Here is a 15439-nt window from a genome sequence, read left to right on the forward strand (position 1 = left end):
TCGACCCCGCTACTGAAACTAGGGGCCTTTGCCGAGCGCAGTCACCAGCCATAGTTGTGGAGCATCATTACCAATGACTGAATCGTCTAAGTCCAATGTGAGTGATCTGGAGTTTGACCCAGCCGAGTCTCCCCTCAACCTGGTCGAACTCGATGGTCGCACCTTTGCCCCGGCTCAGCAGGTACCGATTCCCGAGTGGCCCTGCACAACTATTCCGCGGCAGCAGCCTACCCTGACCCTCAAGGACAACGACCTATTCTTAATCACCGACACCCTGGGCAATATCTCTGGCTGTGACGATGATCAGGTGCTGTCAAGTCTGGGACTGTTTTGTCGAGATTCTCGATTTCTCAGTCGGCTAGAACTCCAGATTGAGGGGCAGCCACCCATTTTGCTCAGCAGCACGTCCCAGCGGGGGTTTGCTCTGTCGGCCCTCTGCGCCAACCCTTACGTTGAGGGTGCCGACGGGCGGCGCGAAATTCGGGCTGAAACCATTGGCATCCAGCGCGATCTGGTGTTGCAAGGGGGGCTGTTTGAAGAACTGGCCCTGACCAACTACAGCACCGAACCGGTGGAATTTGAGCTGAGTTTGAGCTTTGACGCCGATTTTGCCGATTTGTTTGAGATTCGGGGGCGCGTGCGGCAGCAAACCGGCACGCTGCTGCGCTCTGTTCAGGTGTCAGCAGAAACCGCTGAACCGTTGGTGGCTTCTGCTGGTAGCCTCGTGGCTGGCGAGCGGGGCGAACTCACCCTGGCCTACCAGGGGGTCGACCAGCTGTTAATGGAGTCGAGAATTCAGTTTTACCAACGGCCACCCGACCGGTTTAAGGGCTATACGGCAATCTGGCGGGTGGCGCTACAGCCCCATGCCACCGAGGTGTTGGGCTATCGCCTCCAGCCTTTTTTAGACGGGCATCCCACATCGTCGGTGGGCCTGCCGGCGACGCTGAGCCAGGCGCTGGCGGCAGAAACCATGGAAGAGCAGCTCTGGCGCGAGGATGTGACCTGCATTCGCACCGATAACCGTGCCCTCAACCAGATCATTGAGCGGGCTGAGCAAGACATTTACCTGCTGGGGCAAACCTTCGGCGACGGCAGAATACTCTCGGCGGGGGTACCGTGGTTTGCCACGCTGTTTGGTCGCGACTCGATTATCGCCGCCATGCAAACTCTAATGTTTAACCCCGCCCTGGCCCGTCAAACCCTGGCGGTGCTGGCCGAATACCAGGGTCAAAAGCAGGATGACTGGCGCGAAGAGGAGCCGGGCAAAATTTTGCATGAGCTGCGGTTTGGCGAGATGTCGCGCAGTGGCGAGGTGCCCCACACCCCCTACTACGGCACGGTAGATGCTACTCCCCTATGGCTGATGCTCTACGCCGACTACTACGCTTGGAAGGGCGATCGCGCTCTGCTGGAGGAACTCTGGCCCAACGCCCTAGCCGCCATGGACTGGATTGATCGCAGCAGCGAAGCCACTGGCTATGTGACCTACTACTGCAAGTCGTCGGGGGGGCTAGGCAACCAGGGCTGGAAAGACTCGGGCGACTGCATGGTAGATGCGGCGGGCAAACTGGCGGAGGGGCCGATCGCCCTTTCGGAGGTGCAGGGTTACGTCTACGCCGCCAAGGTGCGGCTGGCCTCCTTAGCCGAGTTGATGCAGCGGCCCGATCTGCGCGATCGCTGGCAGGCAGAGGCCCAGGATCTCAAAGCTCGCTTTGAGCGCGACTTTTGGTTGCCCGACCAGGGCTATGTGGCCCTCGCCCTCGATGGCCAAGGCAAGCCGGTCGACAGCATTACCTCTAACCCAGGCCACTGTCTAGGGCTGGGCATTCTCTCGCCCGACAAGGCCCGCAGCGTGGCCGAGCGGTTGCAGGCTCCCGATATGTTTAGCGGCTGGGGCATTCGCACCCTGAGCAGCAGTTCGCCTGCCTACAACCCCATGGGCTACCACGTGGGCTCGGTGTGGCCCCACGACAACGGCATGATCGCCGCCGGTCTGCGGTCGCTGGGGCACATAGATCAGGCCCTCGAAATTGCCCAGGGCATTTTTGACATGACCACTGTGCAACCCTACCAGTGCCCGCCGGAGCTATTCTGCGGCTTTGAGCGCACTCCCACCAACCGACCGGTGCGTTACCCGGTGGCTTGTTCGCCCCAGGCCTGGGCTACGGGCACAGTGTTTCAGCTGCTGCAAATTATGGTCAACCTGGTACCCGACGTGGCCAACAACCGCCTGTATATTTTGCAGCCCACCCTGCCCCCCTCGGTCAGCTATATGTCGGTCAACAACTTTAAGGTGGGGCAAACCCTATTAGACCTTGAGTTTGAGCGCTCCCTCGAAGCCACCGCCTGCCGGGTAGTGCGCAAGCGGGGCAACCTTCGGGTGGTAATTGAGGTGTAATACCAAAGCCGACTGACAAAACCCCGATTTCCAGAAGGCCAAATCGTAGGGGCGCATAGCATGCGCCCTGCTTAACTCTAGCGGGTGCAGCATCGCTTGTAGAAGGGCTGGAGCAATGCTAGGGCAGCGATCGCGGCTGCCAATGGAAGTCCTTAAGCCCTGATCGATTCTGGTACCGGTAACGGCGCGAAGGACGGTGCAAAGATCAAATACCTGTCTGAGTAAAGACGACAGAGTGGACCCTAGAGTTGTATTCCTATAGGGAATGGAGCCAGGGCTGATCTGGATTTCAGCGCCAAGTTTTAGCCGCTGAGCGGCTGCTAAACTCGGTTCATACCGCAAGTCTCGGCTTGCAGTGGACAATCGGTGGTTAGCTCCCATAGGACCGCCACAGTATCAGGGCACGGTGAGGCCGTAGATCGGTTTGAGAGAACAATCCTTCGAGTTTTATAATGCGGCTCTGTTTGCCGTCATTCTGGCCCGCTATTTTGTGGTGGCGGGGGCGGTCTACTGGTTCTTTTATTCATCCTTTAGCCCAAAACTAATCAACCAACGGCTGCGGCATCGGTCTCCCTCCTGGCCGATGATTCGTCACGATATTAAGCTGTCTGTGCTGTCGGCGGCGGTGTTTGCCGTAGCGGCGGCGTTTGTGCTTTCGGTTTACCACCAAGGGGTAACTCGCCTCTACACCGACCCCCACACCTACGGGCTGTGGTACCTAGGGGCAAGCTATGGAGCGGTGCTGATTTTACAAGACGCCTACTTTTACTTCACCCATCGGTTGTTTCATCATCCCCGGCTGTTTCGCTGGCTACACCAGGGCCACCACCGATCGCGCTACCCCACCCCCTGGACCTCCTTCGCCTTTGACCCCCTAGAAGCTGTTGTTCAGGCCCTATTTTTGGTTGGGCTGGTGTTTGTGCTGCCGCTGCACTTCATCACCATGATTGCGGTGCTGACCACGATGACCGTGTGGGCGGTTTTAAACCACCTCGGACCCGATCGCCTACCGGCCCTGTTTCCCCACCACTGGCTTGGGCAGTGGGTGATTGGCCCGGCCCACCATTCCATTCACCACCTCAAGTACACGGTCCATTACGGCCTCTATTTCACCTTTTGGGATCGGCTGGTTGGCACCCAAGATGTCAGCTATCGGCAGGTTTTGAGCGGTGCTGGGCCAGAAACAAGCGAGGTCGATTAGGGTGAGCTGACCGCCAGACCCGGTTTAGGGTTGAGTTTGGCTTCAACCGGCTCGATCGCCGCCATAGTCGCCACGTATTGAGTTTGAATATCCTGTCGGTCTAGGGGTTCGTAGATGGCCTCCTGGCTGCCCCGTTCAATCATCTGGGCGTGACGACGCAGAGCGGCCCGGTCGGCCTCTTGCTGAGTGAAGGGGGCAATCACCGCGATCGCCTCTAGCAATCGGAGGGTAACCGCCACGCTCGATCGCCCGTTTTGCCGAATCTGGTTGAAGGCCGCATCGGTGATATCGCCAAAGGCGATGGGAGGCGTCAACACTCGCAGCTGATTTTGCTCATCGTACCGGTAGGGCCATGGCATCTGCTGCTGGGCCAGTTGGGCTAGAGTAGCGCTGAGCTGATCGATACAGCGGATGGCTGTAAACGGGTCGTTGATGCCGGGTGACAGTGCCCGTACGGCAATTTCGACCAGCTGAGTAATCGAAAACTCTAACTCTTGCTGATTGGTGCGCTTAGAGCCAATCACCAAGGTTTGATCGATCTGGGCTTCTAGGCTCGAATCTATTGATTCAGCAGGCAAAATTCGCATGAGGTCGCAGCCCTGCACCACAAACCGCCCCGGCTGTTGCCGCACCTGAATGATCAGATCGTGCTCGGTGGCGATCGCCATCAGCTGGTGTTCATCGATGACTTGAATGTAGCCGCTGGTCTTGGCCTTGACCCGGTGCGCCGAGTGCTCAAAGTCGGCCAACCGCTCAACGACAGCAGTGGCGGGGGTTAGGTCGGGTTGCCCCTGGCCGAAGGGGGTAGGAAACAGCCGGTCTATAGCTTCTTCTAGATCGTGGCCCACGGCGGTAATGATGTGGTCGACCTGAATGGATGAGGCCGCGTGGTGCAGAAAATAGATCAAGACGCCAATACTGGCGATCGCTAGCCCCAGCGCACAGGTCACCGCTACGTGGGGCACAAACTCGCGCCCCTCAACTTCGTTGACCGTGCGCAGCACCATCAGGCTATAGACAAAGGTTGAAATGAAGGTGCCCAACACCACCTGGTTGCCGGTGTCTTGCATAAAGTTTCGCAGCAGGCGGGGGCCAAACTGAGATGACGCTAGCTGAAGCGCCACAATGGTGATCGAAAAAGCCGTGGTGGCCACACTCACCATGGAACCGGCGATCGCCGATAGCACCGCCCGCGACCCGCTCGGCCCGAGCGCATAGGCCCAGCTCACATGGTTGATGGCGTCAGCCTCTAGCCGGTGGTCAATGCCAATGGTAAAAAACGACAGTGCGATCGACAGCCCCACCATCAGCGTGGGCACAAACCAAAAGCTTGAACGTAACGAATCCCATAGTTTGTCTAACTGGGCGTATTTCATCGGCGGAATTTAGATGGAATCTATCCTTAGAAAGACTCGAGCCAGAACTTCATAGTCTATTCTGACCTACAAGCAACGAAGCTGCTATTTATCGGTATTTTTAGAAAATTTAGGCTTTATTTGGATGCGATCGTAATTTTTTAAAGAATTAAATAAGCAGATGACTCTAAACAAATTGACTCAAGCCGATATCCAAGGGCTTGTTACTAGTAGATTTGTCCGGCATTTGGCTGTCTAAGGCTCACTCTAGCCTCCTGAATGAGAGATGGACTGATTTCATGATGTATTTATTCCAGTTAAATCTGCCAGATCAACCGCATTTTTGCGGTCTATAGTTTTGAACTCATAGCCTTTAACCCCATGGCCTACATTCTATCTTTGCTAGCAACTGAGTCACCGACAAAGTCGACACCGCCTTTGCTCTGCTACCACATTAATGATACTTGTACTACTCAAATTGTTCGCGTCATGCGGGCATCAGTGTGCCATTTTGAGCGTATTATCTTCGCCGGAGAACGCATTTTATTTGAAGCATTTCCAGATTCTTATCTAGAAATCTCGTCATCTCTGCTCGGCGAAACTCTAACCAGCCAAATCGCCTGCCGACTACTGCAAGTCAGTGAGTGGGCTGAGGCCTAAGGATTATAGGATTTCTCCTATCCCATGTAGTATGAGGCTCTACGATACTTGTGCTTACAGAGAGGGCGTATGCGGTTAGATGCAGGGTGCCAACTTGTGTTTGAGACGACGGAGCCTTCGCCTCTGATCCTGATGTTAATGCCGCGCACCGGGGCCGCGCAGCAGGTGATGCAGGCCGAGTTTCAGGTGCAGCCCGATAGTCCAGTCGTGGAGTACATCGATAGCTACGGTAACCTGTGCCAGCGATTGGTGGCCCCATCCGGGCAGCTGCGGTTAAGCGCGACGGCCATTGTTGATGTGCCTGATGGCATTGACGTGCAGCCCGGTGCCGAGTTTGTGCCGGTGCAAGACCTGCCCGATTACGCGCTTCAGTTTTTGTTGCCCAGTCGCTATTGCCAATCTGACTTGCTCGGCGATCTGGCCACCGAAATTGTTGGAGATCTGGAGTCGGCCTACGACCAAGTTGAGGCCATTCGCCACTGGATTCACACCCATATCGAATACCGCTACGACACTAGCAATGCCTCTACCTCGGCCCTCGAAACCGAAAAAAACCGGGTGGGGGTCTGCCGCGACTTTGTGCATTTAGGCCTTGCTCTATGCCGCAGTTTGACCATTCCAGCACGCATGGTGGTGGGCTATCTCTACCAGCTCGACCCGATGGATCTGCATGCCTGGTTTGAAGCCTATGTGGGCGATCGCTGGTATACCTTTGACGCGACTCAGCCCACCCCCCGGGGCAATCGAATTGCGATCGCCTACGGGCGAGATGCCGCCGATGTTGCGTTAGCGACTCAGTTTGGTCCGCTAAATTTGACCGAAATGAAGGTGTGGGTAAACGCCGCGACCTTGTAGTTGTCTTGCAATCCGCTCAAAGCTGGACAAGATCGACTAGAATGGGGCTTATACCAGCGACGACGCTACCCGTTGCGAGGCAGCCTGTGCGGATGCCATACGTTTTTAACCCCTTTCTTGACCTGGTTTTCTAACCTCTGGCGTTGTGCTGCTCAGCAGGGCAGCGAATTTATAATCGTGCAGCTTAGGTAATTTTCTGAGCCGTTTTTTCTAGGTGGTAGGCATGACTCACCCTACAGCCGCTGGCATTGCAAGCTCAAATTTGAGATTTGCTTTCCCAACCCTTTCTTGATCGTGCAGAATTCTGTAGAGCGGCTGGAGATGGCCTCGTTTGTAAGCCGCCAGCTCCAATTATGCTATGCCCGGAGAAGCTAGCCAAGCCCCCAGGCCTGAAACCGCTGTGTTTTTAGTAGGTGAAAATCATGGGCAAAGAGAGAAAAAGCAACAAAGAAACCAAAAAACCCAAGTCAGACTCTAGCGATGGCAAGAAGAAAAAAAAAGATCCTAAGCGGTATGACAGCACACCCTAATTTTTAGTCATAACTTCGCGATCGTAACGCCGACACCACTGCCGTTTCTAGGGGCGTTAGCATCCACAGGTTAGCCTCATTCTTCACCAAGATGGCTTAACTCAGTGCTGCTGCGGGGTGTAGCTTGCGATCGCAGTGAGCCTGCTAGGCCAGTGAGTTACGCGATCGCAACCCACCCCTCATTCAGGCGTCTCACCCATCATTAGCACCGTATTTAACGCCCTGCCAAATCTCAGGCGCTCTCAGCGTGAGATTTGGCAGGGCGCTATTTTTCTTTTATCCATTATTTTAGGTGCGTCAGCCATCTCTACCTTTCGGTAGTTGAGAACAGCTAGAGTGCTCCTTACTCTGCTGAGGTATACATCACCTAATAAATGAAGGTTTAGATGCTATGAGCAGCAAATTCTCAGGATCAACTAAATTTAAATAGTCAAATTATCCAGCGCTACAAAGCATGGCTAGAAGTATTTACAAAGTGCTAGTCAATGCATAGATTGATTGCCCGAAAGCCGGCTTAAAAGTTGGCCCTATGCACCCTTACTACCCAGCTTTAGGGCAAGTTTTAGACAAAATTTAGCAGGCCGAGTTAGTGCATCAGTCTCTGGTGCGGCTCATTGAGAAGTATCAGTTTAGCCTAATCAGCCCGGGCACGGTCCTTTTTAGGAATAGTGCAATGGCTTAACGCGGTGTCCCGGTGTTTGGCTAGCCAACGTTTTTAAACTTCATTTTGAGACGCGATCGCAGTTCGCAAGTCAGTTTGCCCCCAAAGCAGTCAACCCCAAAGGATATGATGAAGGCGCTATTGCTATACCCCCTGTTTCCCCAGTCTTTCTGGTCCTACGATCGCTTTATGGAGCTGGCTGGGCTAAAGTCCACCATTCCGCCCTTGGGCATTATCACCGTTGCAGCCCTGTTGCCTGCCGACTGGGAGATTCGCTTTTACGATCGCAACGTCAAGCCTGAAACCGATGCTGACTGGGACTGGTGCGACCTGGTGATTCTCTCGGCCATGCTGGTGCAAAAGCCCGACTTTCAGGCCCTGATTCGCAAAGCAGTCAGCCTGGGCAAGCGCGTGGCCGTCGGTGGCCCCTACCCCACCTCCGTACCTGAAGCGGCTTTAGAGGCAGGGGCGGAGTTTTTGGTTTTGGATGAAGGCGAAATGACGGTGCCTCAGTTTTTAGAGGCGCTAGACCGGGGCGATACCAAGGGGGTGTTTCGCTCCTTAGAAAAGCCTGATGTCACCCACAGCCCCGTGCCACGGTTTGATCTCCTCCAGCGCGATGCCTACTTGATGATGGCCATGCAGTTTTCGCGGGGCTGCCCGTTTAACTGCGAGTTTTGCGACATTATTTCGCTCTACGGTCGCAAGCCCCGCACCAAGGAGCCCGAGCAGGCCCTAGGCGAGCTGCAAACCCTCTACGACCTGGGCTGGCGTGGCTCGCTCTTCATTGTCGATGACAACTTCATTGGCAACCAGCGCAACGTCAAGCGCTTTTTGCGCGAGCTGATCCCCTGGATGCAGGCCCACCAGTACCCCTTTACCTTCATTACTGAGGCTTCGGTCAACCTGGCCGAAGACGATGAACTGTTGCAGCTGATGAAGGAGGCCGGGTTCTACGCCGTCTTTTTGGGCATTGAAACCCCAGACCAGGACAGTTTGCAGGTGACTCGCAAGGTCCAAAATACCCGTAACCCCCTAGTAGAGGCCTGCCGCAAAATCAACGAGGCGGGCATGCTGATCTATGCCGGGTTTATTCTTGGCTTTGATGGGGAGCGGGCCGGAGCGGGCGATCGCATTCAAGCCTTTGTCGAGCAAACCAGCATTCCTCAGCCCATGTTGGGGCTGCTGCAAGCCCTGCCCAACACTGCCCTATGGGAGCGACTCAAGCGAGAGGAGCGCCTGCTCGCAGGCGATAGCCTACCGGCCGGCGATCAAAATACCCTGATGAACTTTATTCCCACCCGCCCGGTTTCGGAATTGGCCAAAGACTACGTGGAGGGGTTTTGGCAACTCTACGATCCCCAGGCCTACCTCAGTCGCTGCCTGCGGCAGTGCCTCAGCATTAGCCCGGCCAACCGCCGCCAGCAAACGATGCAGTTTCCCCTCAACAAGGGGCTACGGCTGTTTGCCCAGCTCGTTTGGCACCAGGGCATTCGTCGGGCCGAGCTGCGGCGTCAATTTTGGCAACAGCTGTGGACGATCTGGCGCACTAAGCCGCAGATGCTCAACATGTATCTAGGGCTATGCGCCGCCGGAGAGCATTTTTGGGAGTACCGCGCCTTAGCCCGCGAGCGCATCAGTGAGCAACTGGGCTATGACCCCATGGAACCGGCAGCAGCGCCGGTGCTTGAACCCGCGCTGACCCGGTAGCTGGGGTATGGCCGAAACCGTATCTAGCTCAGTGTAGAGTTTTGGCTAGCTGGCGATCGCGCGATCGCCAGCTAATGACTGGATACAACCATAAGGTTGCCCTCAACCGCCAACTTAAAACTGCTAGGCCAACACCTTGGCAGGCGATAGCGTCAGCACATCAACGCCGTCTTTGGTGACTGCAACCGTGTGCTCAAACTGGGCCGAGAGGGAGCGATCGACGGTGATCGCCGTCCAGCCATCGACCAAAATTTCGGCCTCGTAGCTGCCAACGTTGATCATCGGCTCAATGGTAAACACCATGCCGGGGCGCAGCTTTTTGCCTTTGCCCTTTTCGCCATAGTGGGGAATTTGCGGCGCAGCGTGGAAAATGCGATGGACGCCGTGGCCCACAAAGTCGCGCACCACCGAGAACCCTTCGCCCTCAGCATATTCTTGAATGGCTGCACCGATATCGCCCACCCGCGCACCGGGCTTAACGGCGCGAATGCCGCGCCACATGGCTTCTTCGGTGACTTCGACTAGGCGACGAGTGGCGGGGGCGACATCGCCTACCAAAAAGGTGCGGCTGGTATCGCCGTGGTAGCCATTGAGAATGGGAGTGACATCGATGTTGACAATGTCGCCATCGCGCAGCACGTCTTCACCGTTGGGGATGCCGTGGCAGATGACCTCGTTAATGCTGGTGCAGATCGAGCGGGGGAAGGGCATCACAGTACCGGCATAGCCCAGGGGAGCGCTCTTAGCACCGCGTTCTTGGGTCCAGGCTTCGGCCAGGTCGTTGAGCTTTTGGGTGGTAACCCCAGGCTTGACGAAGGGGGTGAGATAGTCGAGCAGCTGAGCGGCAAGCTGGCAGGCTTTGCGCATAGTCTCTAGCTCGCGGCTAGACAGCAGGGTGATGACTTCAGAGGGTTGCTTTTGTTCTTCCACGGTGTGCCTGGGTCTGAGTTACGGGGCGGATGCGACAGGCCGCCTGGTTTTAGGGTGCACAGTTGCGGGAAGTTTGAAACGCCAGAGGCTAAGAATCGTCAGCTGTTCCCGAAATGCGCGGCCAAAATGCCAGCCTGAAAATGTTAATCCTTAGTATAGCGCTCTGGGGATGGGGGTTAAGGTTTCAGGTTCTAGGTTTGACGTAGACCGTATATCTGAGACACAACGCCGCCCTTCCATTAATCGCCCCAGAGGCGTCGGCGGGCGGGGCCTTGCAGGCGATCGTGGGTGTCGCGCAGCAGAGCAGGGATGTCTAGCTGTTCGGGGCAGCGGGGTAGGCAGTCGCCGCAGTCGGTGCAGTGGCTGGCTTTGCGACCGGGAAACCAGTGGCCCGCGTTCTCAAACATGCGGTAGCGGTAGGTGCCAAAGGGTTGCATGTCGTAGGCCACGGCGAGATTTCTCAGCCGCAGCACCTCGGGAATGTGGATGGCTTCGGGGCAGGGCAGGCAAGCGTAGCACTGGGCGCAGCGGTCAGCGCCTAGAACCTTGGTTTCGTGGGCTGAGAGCCGTTCGAGGGTGGTGAGTTCTTCGGGGGCAAGAGGCTGGGTGCGATCGCCCAAGGTTTCCAGCGGCGCGAGTTCTGCTGGGGTAGCGGGGCCGGTGCTGAGGGTGGTGACGCGTGGGTCAGACAGCAGCCAGCGGTAGGTGAGTTCTAAGGGGCTAAAGGGGGCGCAGAGTTCTTTAAGCTGGGTGGGCGGGCTATAGAGCATCCCCCCCTTATCGCCGGGGGAAATGATGAAAATGCCCATGTCTCGATCGGTAGCGAGGTCGAGCAGGGGGGCATGGCGCTGAAAAAAGTAGTAGTAGTGCAGGTTGACAAAATCAAACTGGTCGGTGGCGATCGCCCCCTCGATCACCTCTCGGCTACCGTGGCTCGAAAACCCCACGTGGCCAATTTTTCCCTCGGACTGAAACCGCCGCACCGCCGCCATACAGCCCTGGGGATCGCTGACTAGGGCCAACTGCTCCGGGGTATTTATCCCGTGGATGGCGAGGCAGGGGATGCAATCGAGGCCCAGCCGCTCTAGGGAGTCTGCTAAGCGCTGGGCCATGGTAGCGGCATCGGGCTGGGGCGTAATTTTGGTGGTGATCACCAGGTTGGGGGGCCGGTCAGCAGTCTGGAGAAAGTCTCCCAGCCAGCGCTCACTGCTGCCGTAGCCCTGGGCGGTTTCGATATGGTTGATGCCGAGGGCCAGCCCGGCTCTAAGGGTGTCAAAAAACACCGACTTTGAGGCCAGGGCGCGCATAGTGCCGAGGGATAGCACCGAGAGATTGAGATTTGTGCGGCCAAAGCGGCGGTATTGCATGGCAAAAGCAAGGCAAGAGAGTTGGATGATCGCCTCGCTGAGGAAATGATCGAGGAGGATCCCCCCTGCCCCCCTTATGAAGGGGGGCAGGGGGGATTGGTTACAGCAAAGGTGTGGAGGAGAGCCGTTTTGTCAGTTAGGAGTCAGAACTCTCGAAGGTGTCGTTGCTGGTAGACGACTGGCCCCGCTGGGTGAAGTCGGAGGGGTTGATGTTGGCCAAAAACGCCTGAAAGGCTTCTTTTTCGGCTTCGTCGGCGTCGCGGTCTACGGGGATAGAGGCTTCGGCGACGACTTCTTCCATTACCCAGATGGGGGCATCGAGACGCAGGGCGATCGCGATCGCATCGCTGGGACGAGCATCGAGCTCACGGCGCAGTTCACCCCGGCTGAGGGTCAGCAGGGCGTAGTAGGTGCTGTCTTGCAGCGAGTGAATCAGCACGCGCTCTAGGGTCATATCCCACTCGTCGAGCAGGTTGACAAACAGATCGTGGGTGAGGGGGCGGGGCGCGGGCTGGTTCTCAAGCACCGCAATAATCGACTTGGCTTGGTCAGGCCCGATGTAGATCGGCAGTTGGCGACGATCGGTAGTGTCTCGCAGCAAAATTACTGGAGTTCGCGACATCGCATCGAGGGCAATCCCGGCGACTCTCATTTCAATCATTGGTTTGGCCTCTTGAATCCATTGATTGGTGTGCTCTAGCGGTTTTCGTCGGCCTGGAAGCTATACACCACCAGTGTAGCGGTCTGCTCCCATACCGGGCGATTCATAGATGAGGCGAGGGCAAACCGAAAAAATCTCAAGGATCGTGAGCCGAATCTGCCTGCCAGGTCTCCCTAAGCTTATCTATGGACGACTTGAATGCGGGATACTCTAAAAGAAAAAATTATTGCTTTAAGTATGCCCCGTTCGCGCCCTCGGTGGGCCGCAGGTTCTCTGAGATTTTCCTTAAGGTTACGGCCATGTTTACCGGACTGATTCAAACGGTGGGCACCCTGTTTCACAAGGGCGACACCCAGGTATATATCCGCTGGGACTCGGGGCCACGTCCCCCCGCCCTCACCGATGTCGAATTGGGGGACAGCATTGCCGTAGACGGCATTTGTCTGACGGTAGAAACCATTCTGCCCGATGGCTTTGTGGCGGCGGTGTCGCCCGAAACCCTCGATCGCACCAGTCTGGGCCAACTCACCGACGGCAGCCCAGTCAACCTGGAGTCATCCTTGCGGGTGGGCAGCAAAATCGGCGGCCACTTTGTCACCGGCCATATTGACGGGCAGGGCCACCTAGAGGCGGCGACTGAAGCCGACAACGCCTGGAAACTGAGCTTTACCGTGGGCGATAGCCGGGTGGCCCGCTACATCGTGCCCAAGGGCAGCATTGCGGTGAATGGCATCAGCCTGACGGTGGCCGACTGTAGCCCCAGCGGCCACTGGTTTGCGGTGGCGGTAATCCCCGTCACCTATGGCGAAACTACGCTGCGGCACCTGCGCCCCGGCCAGGCGGTAAACCTGGAGGGCGATGTGCTGGGCAAATACGTGGAGAAGTTTATGGGCGGCAAAGAAAACGCCCCGACGGGCGATGGGCTCTCCTTAGACTTTCTGTCAGAACATGGCTACGGCTAAATCCACCCCGGTAGTAGCCAGCGGCGTTGGAGGGCGTCGACCGGTAGGGGCAGGCCCAAATAGAGCGGTAGCCAAAACCAGAAACTCAGGGCGATCGCACCCAGCAGCAGCAGGGCCAGAGTGCGATCGCGCCGGTTTTCTAACCACTGGGCCATCAGCCAGGCCAGCCCTAAAGTGCCAAAGGTGCCCAGACCCATAGCGTGGTAGAAAAATGTGCAGCGGCTGACCAGCGCCCAGGGCAGCCAGTTGGCCAGGTAGTTGAGCAAAATAAACGGCACCACGGCACGGGTGGCTAGGGGCGCAGCAGGCTGTGCCCCTACGGAAACCTGGCGGCCCAACCAGCCCAAGGCCATGACCAAAATCGCGGCAGTGGAAAGCCACCACAGCACCGGGTTGCCCATAGCGTGAATGGTCGTGGCTACAGCCTCGGCCCCCTGACCCGATCGCTCAAAAAAGTAGGCCACCGGGCGCACCATCAGCGGCCAGCTGTGCCACGGCGAACAGTAGGTATGGCTGCCATTCGCCCCAATCGATTGATGGGTCGACCAGAGCCGTTGGTGAACTGTCACCAACGCTTCATTCGTCAGGGCCAGATGGGGTAGCCACAGCAGCAGGTAGGTGAGCAGGGGAAGCATGCCCAGGTATACGAGGCGATCGCGCCAGGCGGGGTGGGTGGTTTTAGGTGTGATCGAACCTGGATTGCGGTTGAAACCGATTTCCCACAGCAGCAGCCCCAGCCAGAGGCCGGCCCAGTTCCACTTGACGTTGACGGCGGCCCCCAGGGCGATGCCCGCCAGACAGCGCCAGCGAACCGGGTGCTGAGACTGCCTGGCCCGCAGCCAGGCCCACTGGCCCAGTAGGCCCAAGGCCAGCCCGTAGATGTTGATCAGCGCCAGGCGCGACTCCACCAGGGTCAGCCCTTCCATGGCCATGAGCAGACCCGCCAGCAGGGCGAACCGGTACTGGCGCAGCGTGAGCAGATCCCCCCTGCCCCCTTTCAAAAGGGGGGTAATGAGTTGTTTCAAAGTCCCCCTTTTTAAGGGGGATTTAGGGGGATCTTCTTCTGTGAGCGGGAACCGATCACCCTGATCGCCCTTGCTGACAGTCCCCAACTCCCAGGCGATCGCCGCCAGCAAAACGGGGATCGTCGCCCCCACCAGAGCGTTAAGCCAGCGGAACGCCAGAGGGCTGACTAGAGTGCCGTTGACTTCAAGGCTGGGCCAGCCCAGCCAGAGGGCGGGCCACTGACCCAGCCATAGTCCCAAGGCAATGAAGTACTTCCCCAGGGGCGGGTGGGCGTCGAAGCTGGGGGTGCCCTGGAGATAATCGAGGGCGAAGGGGACGTAGTAGACCTCGTCAAACACCAGCGACTCAATTTGCCCCAGGCCAGTCAGGCGCAGGGCCAAGTCCAGCGCCGCGATCGCCAGCGCACTCCACCAGATTCTGCGGTTCATGCTCAACTCGCTACTGGCCTTGGGCGGCCATGCGCTGTTTCATGCGATCGCGAAATGCCGCCAGATCCCTCGCTGTCGGTTGCGTTGTCTGCCAGGCGGGGCGATCCATCAGGCGTTCTGTCCAGGTTTGCAGGGTGGGGTAGCTATCCACGGGGAGACCCAGCGACTCAAACCAGGGGGCAAAGGTACCCGCCACAATATCGGCCAGAGTGAGCTGGTCGCCGCAGAAAAAGGACTGGTCGCCGAGTTTGTCGGCGTAGAACTTGAGCACGACCTCGGCCTTTTGCTTGGCCTGCTCTAGTACATCGTCTGGGTCTTGGCCAAAGCCCATCATCTGCTTGACCAGCGGGTTGATGGCGGGCACCAGCTCATTCACCGTCACCATTTCGACCATGCGCATGGTGGCGATGCCCTCGGGCGTGGTAGCCAGCAGGGAGGGGGTGGGGTGCTTGGCCTCTAGATAATCCAAAATGGCGAAGGATTCAATTACCGATAGGCCATCATCGACCAGCACCGGAATGTGGTGAAAGGGGTTGAGGCTCAAGAATTCGGGCTGAAACTGGTCACCGCCCAAGCCCATCACCACGGCTTCAAAGGGCAAATTCTTCTCTAGCAACGCCACCCAGACCCGACGAGAGTTAATCGATAGCGGGGTATGGTAAAAAGTCAGCATCGTTCATCCTTGGCTTACG

12 protein-coding genes are annotated in these 15439 nt (G+C 57.3%); 6 read left to right on the forward strand and 6 right to left on the reverse strand.

From position 1 onward, the window contains the following. Positions 1-73: 73 nt before the first annotated feature. Positions 74-2401, forward strand: a complete 2328-nt coding sequence (locus tag RRF56_RS25295) for an amylo-alpha-1,6-glucosidase (RefSeq protein WP_317035924.1) — start codon at positions 74-76, stop codon at positions 2399-2401. 424 nt (positions 2402-2825) lie between these two features. After that, positions 2826-3602 carry a sterol desaturase family protein gene (locus RRF56_RS25300; protein ID WP_317035925.1) on the forward strand — a complete coding sequence of 259 codons (777 nt, stop codon included), beginning with the start codon at positions 2826-2828 and terminating at the stop codon, positions 3600-3602. On the opposite strand, the gene RRF56_RS25305 is transcribed toward RRF56_RS25300, so the two are convergent. Continuing rightward, positions 3599-4978: a DUF2254 domain-containing protein gene (locus RRF56_RS25305; protein ID WP_317035926.1), complete on the reverse strand. Its 1380-nt coding sequence runs from the start codon at positions 4976-4978 to the stop codon at positions 3599-3601. The genes RRF56_RS25300 and RRF56_RS25305 overlap by 4 nt on opposite strands. Positions 4979-5338: 360 nt before the next feature. Between RRF56_RS25305 and RRF56_RS25310 the strand changes: the two genes are divergently transcribed. The 3 genes from RRF56_RS25310 (at position 5339) to RRF56_RS25320 (ending at position 9373) form a co-directional block, all read left to right on the forward strand. Beyond that, complete coding sequence (locus RRF56_RS25310) at positions 5339-5617, forward strand: DUF1830 domain-containing protein (RefSeq protein WP_317035927.1); 279 nt, start codon at positions 5339-5341, stop codon at positions 5615-5617. 69 nt (positions 5618-5686) lie between these two features. After that, the gene (locus tag RRF56_RS25315) at positions 5687-6472 is read left to right on the forward strand and encodes a transglutaminase domain-containing protein (RefSeq protein ID WP_410510518.1); all 786 of its coding nucleotides are present in this window, start codon (positions 5687-5689) and stop codon (positions 6470-6472) included. A 1320-nt stretch (positions 6473-7792) separates the two neighbouring features. Next, positions 7793-9373, forward strand: coding sequence for a B12-binding domain-containing radical SAM protein (locus RRF56_RS25320; RefSeq protein WP_410510696.1), 1581 nt, complete (start codon positions 7793-7795; stop codon positions 9371-9373). A 123-nt stretch (positions 9374-9496) separates the two neighbouring features. Here RRF56_RS25320 and map read toward each other — a convergent pair whose 3' ends face one another. From map to RRF56_RS25335, 3 genes are all read right to left on the reverse strand, one after another. Then, the gene (map, locus tag RRF56_RS25325; protein WP_317035930.1) at positions 9497-10303 is read right to left on the reverse strand and encodes a type I methionyl aminopeptidase; all 807 of its coding nucleotides are present in this window, start codon (positions 10301-10303) and stop codon (positions 9497-9499) included. Between the two features lie 239 nt (positions 10304-10542). After that, positions 10543-11670, reverse strand: coding sequence for an aldo/keto reductase (locus RRF56_RS25330; protein WP_317035931.1), 1128 nt, complete (start codon positions 11668-11670; stop codon positions 10543-10545). Between the two features lie 136 nt (positions 11671-11806). Then, the gene (locus tag RRF56_RS25335; protein WP_317035932.1) at positions 11807-12331 is read right to left on the reverse strand and encodes a bifunctional nuclease family protein; all 525 of its coding nucleotides are present in this window, start codon (positions 12329-12331) and stop codon (positions 11807-11809) included. A 299-nt stretch (positions 12332-12630) separates the two neighbouring features. Here RRF56_RS25335 and ribE point away from each other — a divergent pair, with 299 nt between their 5' ends. After that, positions 12631-13293 (forward strand): riboflavin synthase, encoded by a 663-nt coding sequence (gene ribE, locus RRF56_RS25340; RefSeq protein ID WP_317035933.1) that lies wholly within the window; start codon positions 12631-12633, stop codon positions 13291-13293. Here ribE and RRF56_RS25345 read toward each other — a convergent pair. Beyond that, on the reverse strand, positions 13290-14747 hold the full coding sequence (locus RRF56_RS25345) for a phospholipid carrier-dependent glycosyltransferase (RefSeq protein WP_317035934.1): 1458 nt from the start codon (positions 14745-14747) through the stop codon (positions 13290-13292). The genes ribE and RRF56_RS25345 overlap by 4 nt on opposite strands. A gap of 10 nt (positions 14748-14757) precedes the next feature. Next, the gene (locus RRF56_RS25350; RefSeq protein WP_317035935.1) at positions 14758-15420 is read right to left on the reverse strand and encodes a glutathione S-transferase family protein; all 663 of its coding nucleotides are present in this window, start codon (positions 15418-15420) and stop codon (positions 14758-14760) included. Positions 15421-15439 lie beyond the last annotated feature (19 nt).

It is taken from the genome of Nodosilinea sp. E11 (genome assembly GCF_032813545.1).
GTDB lineage: Bacteria > Cyanobacteriota > Cyanobacteriia > Phormidesmidales > Phormidesmidaceae > Nodosilinea.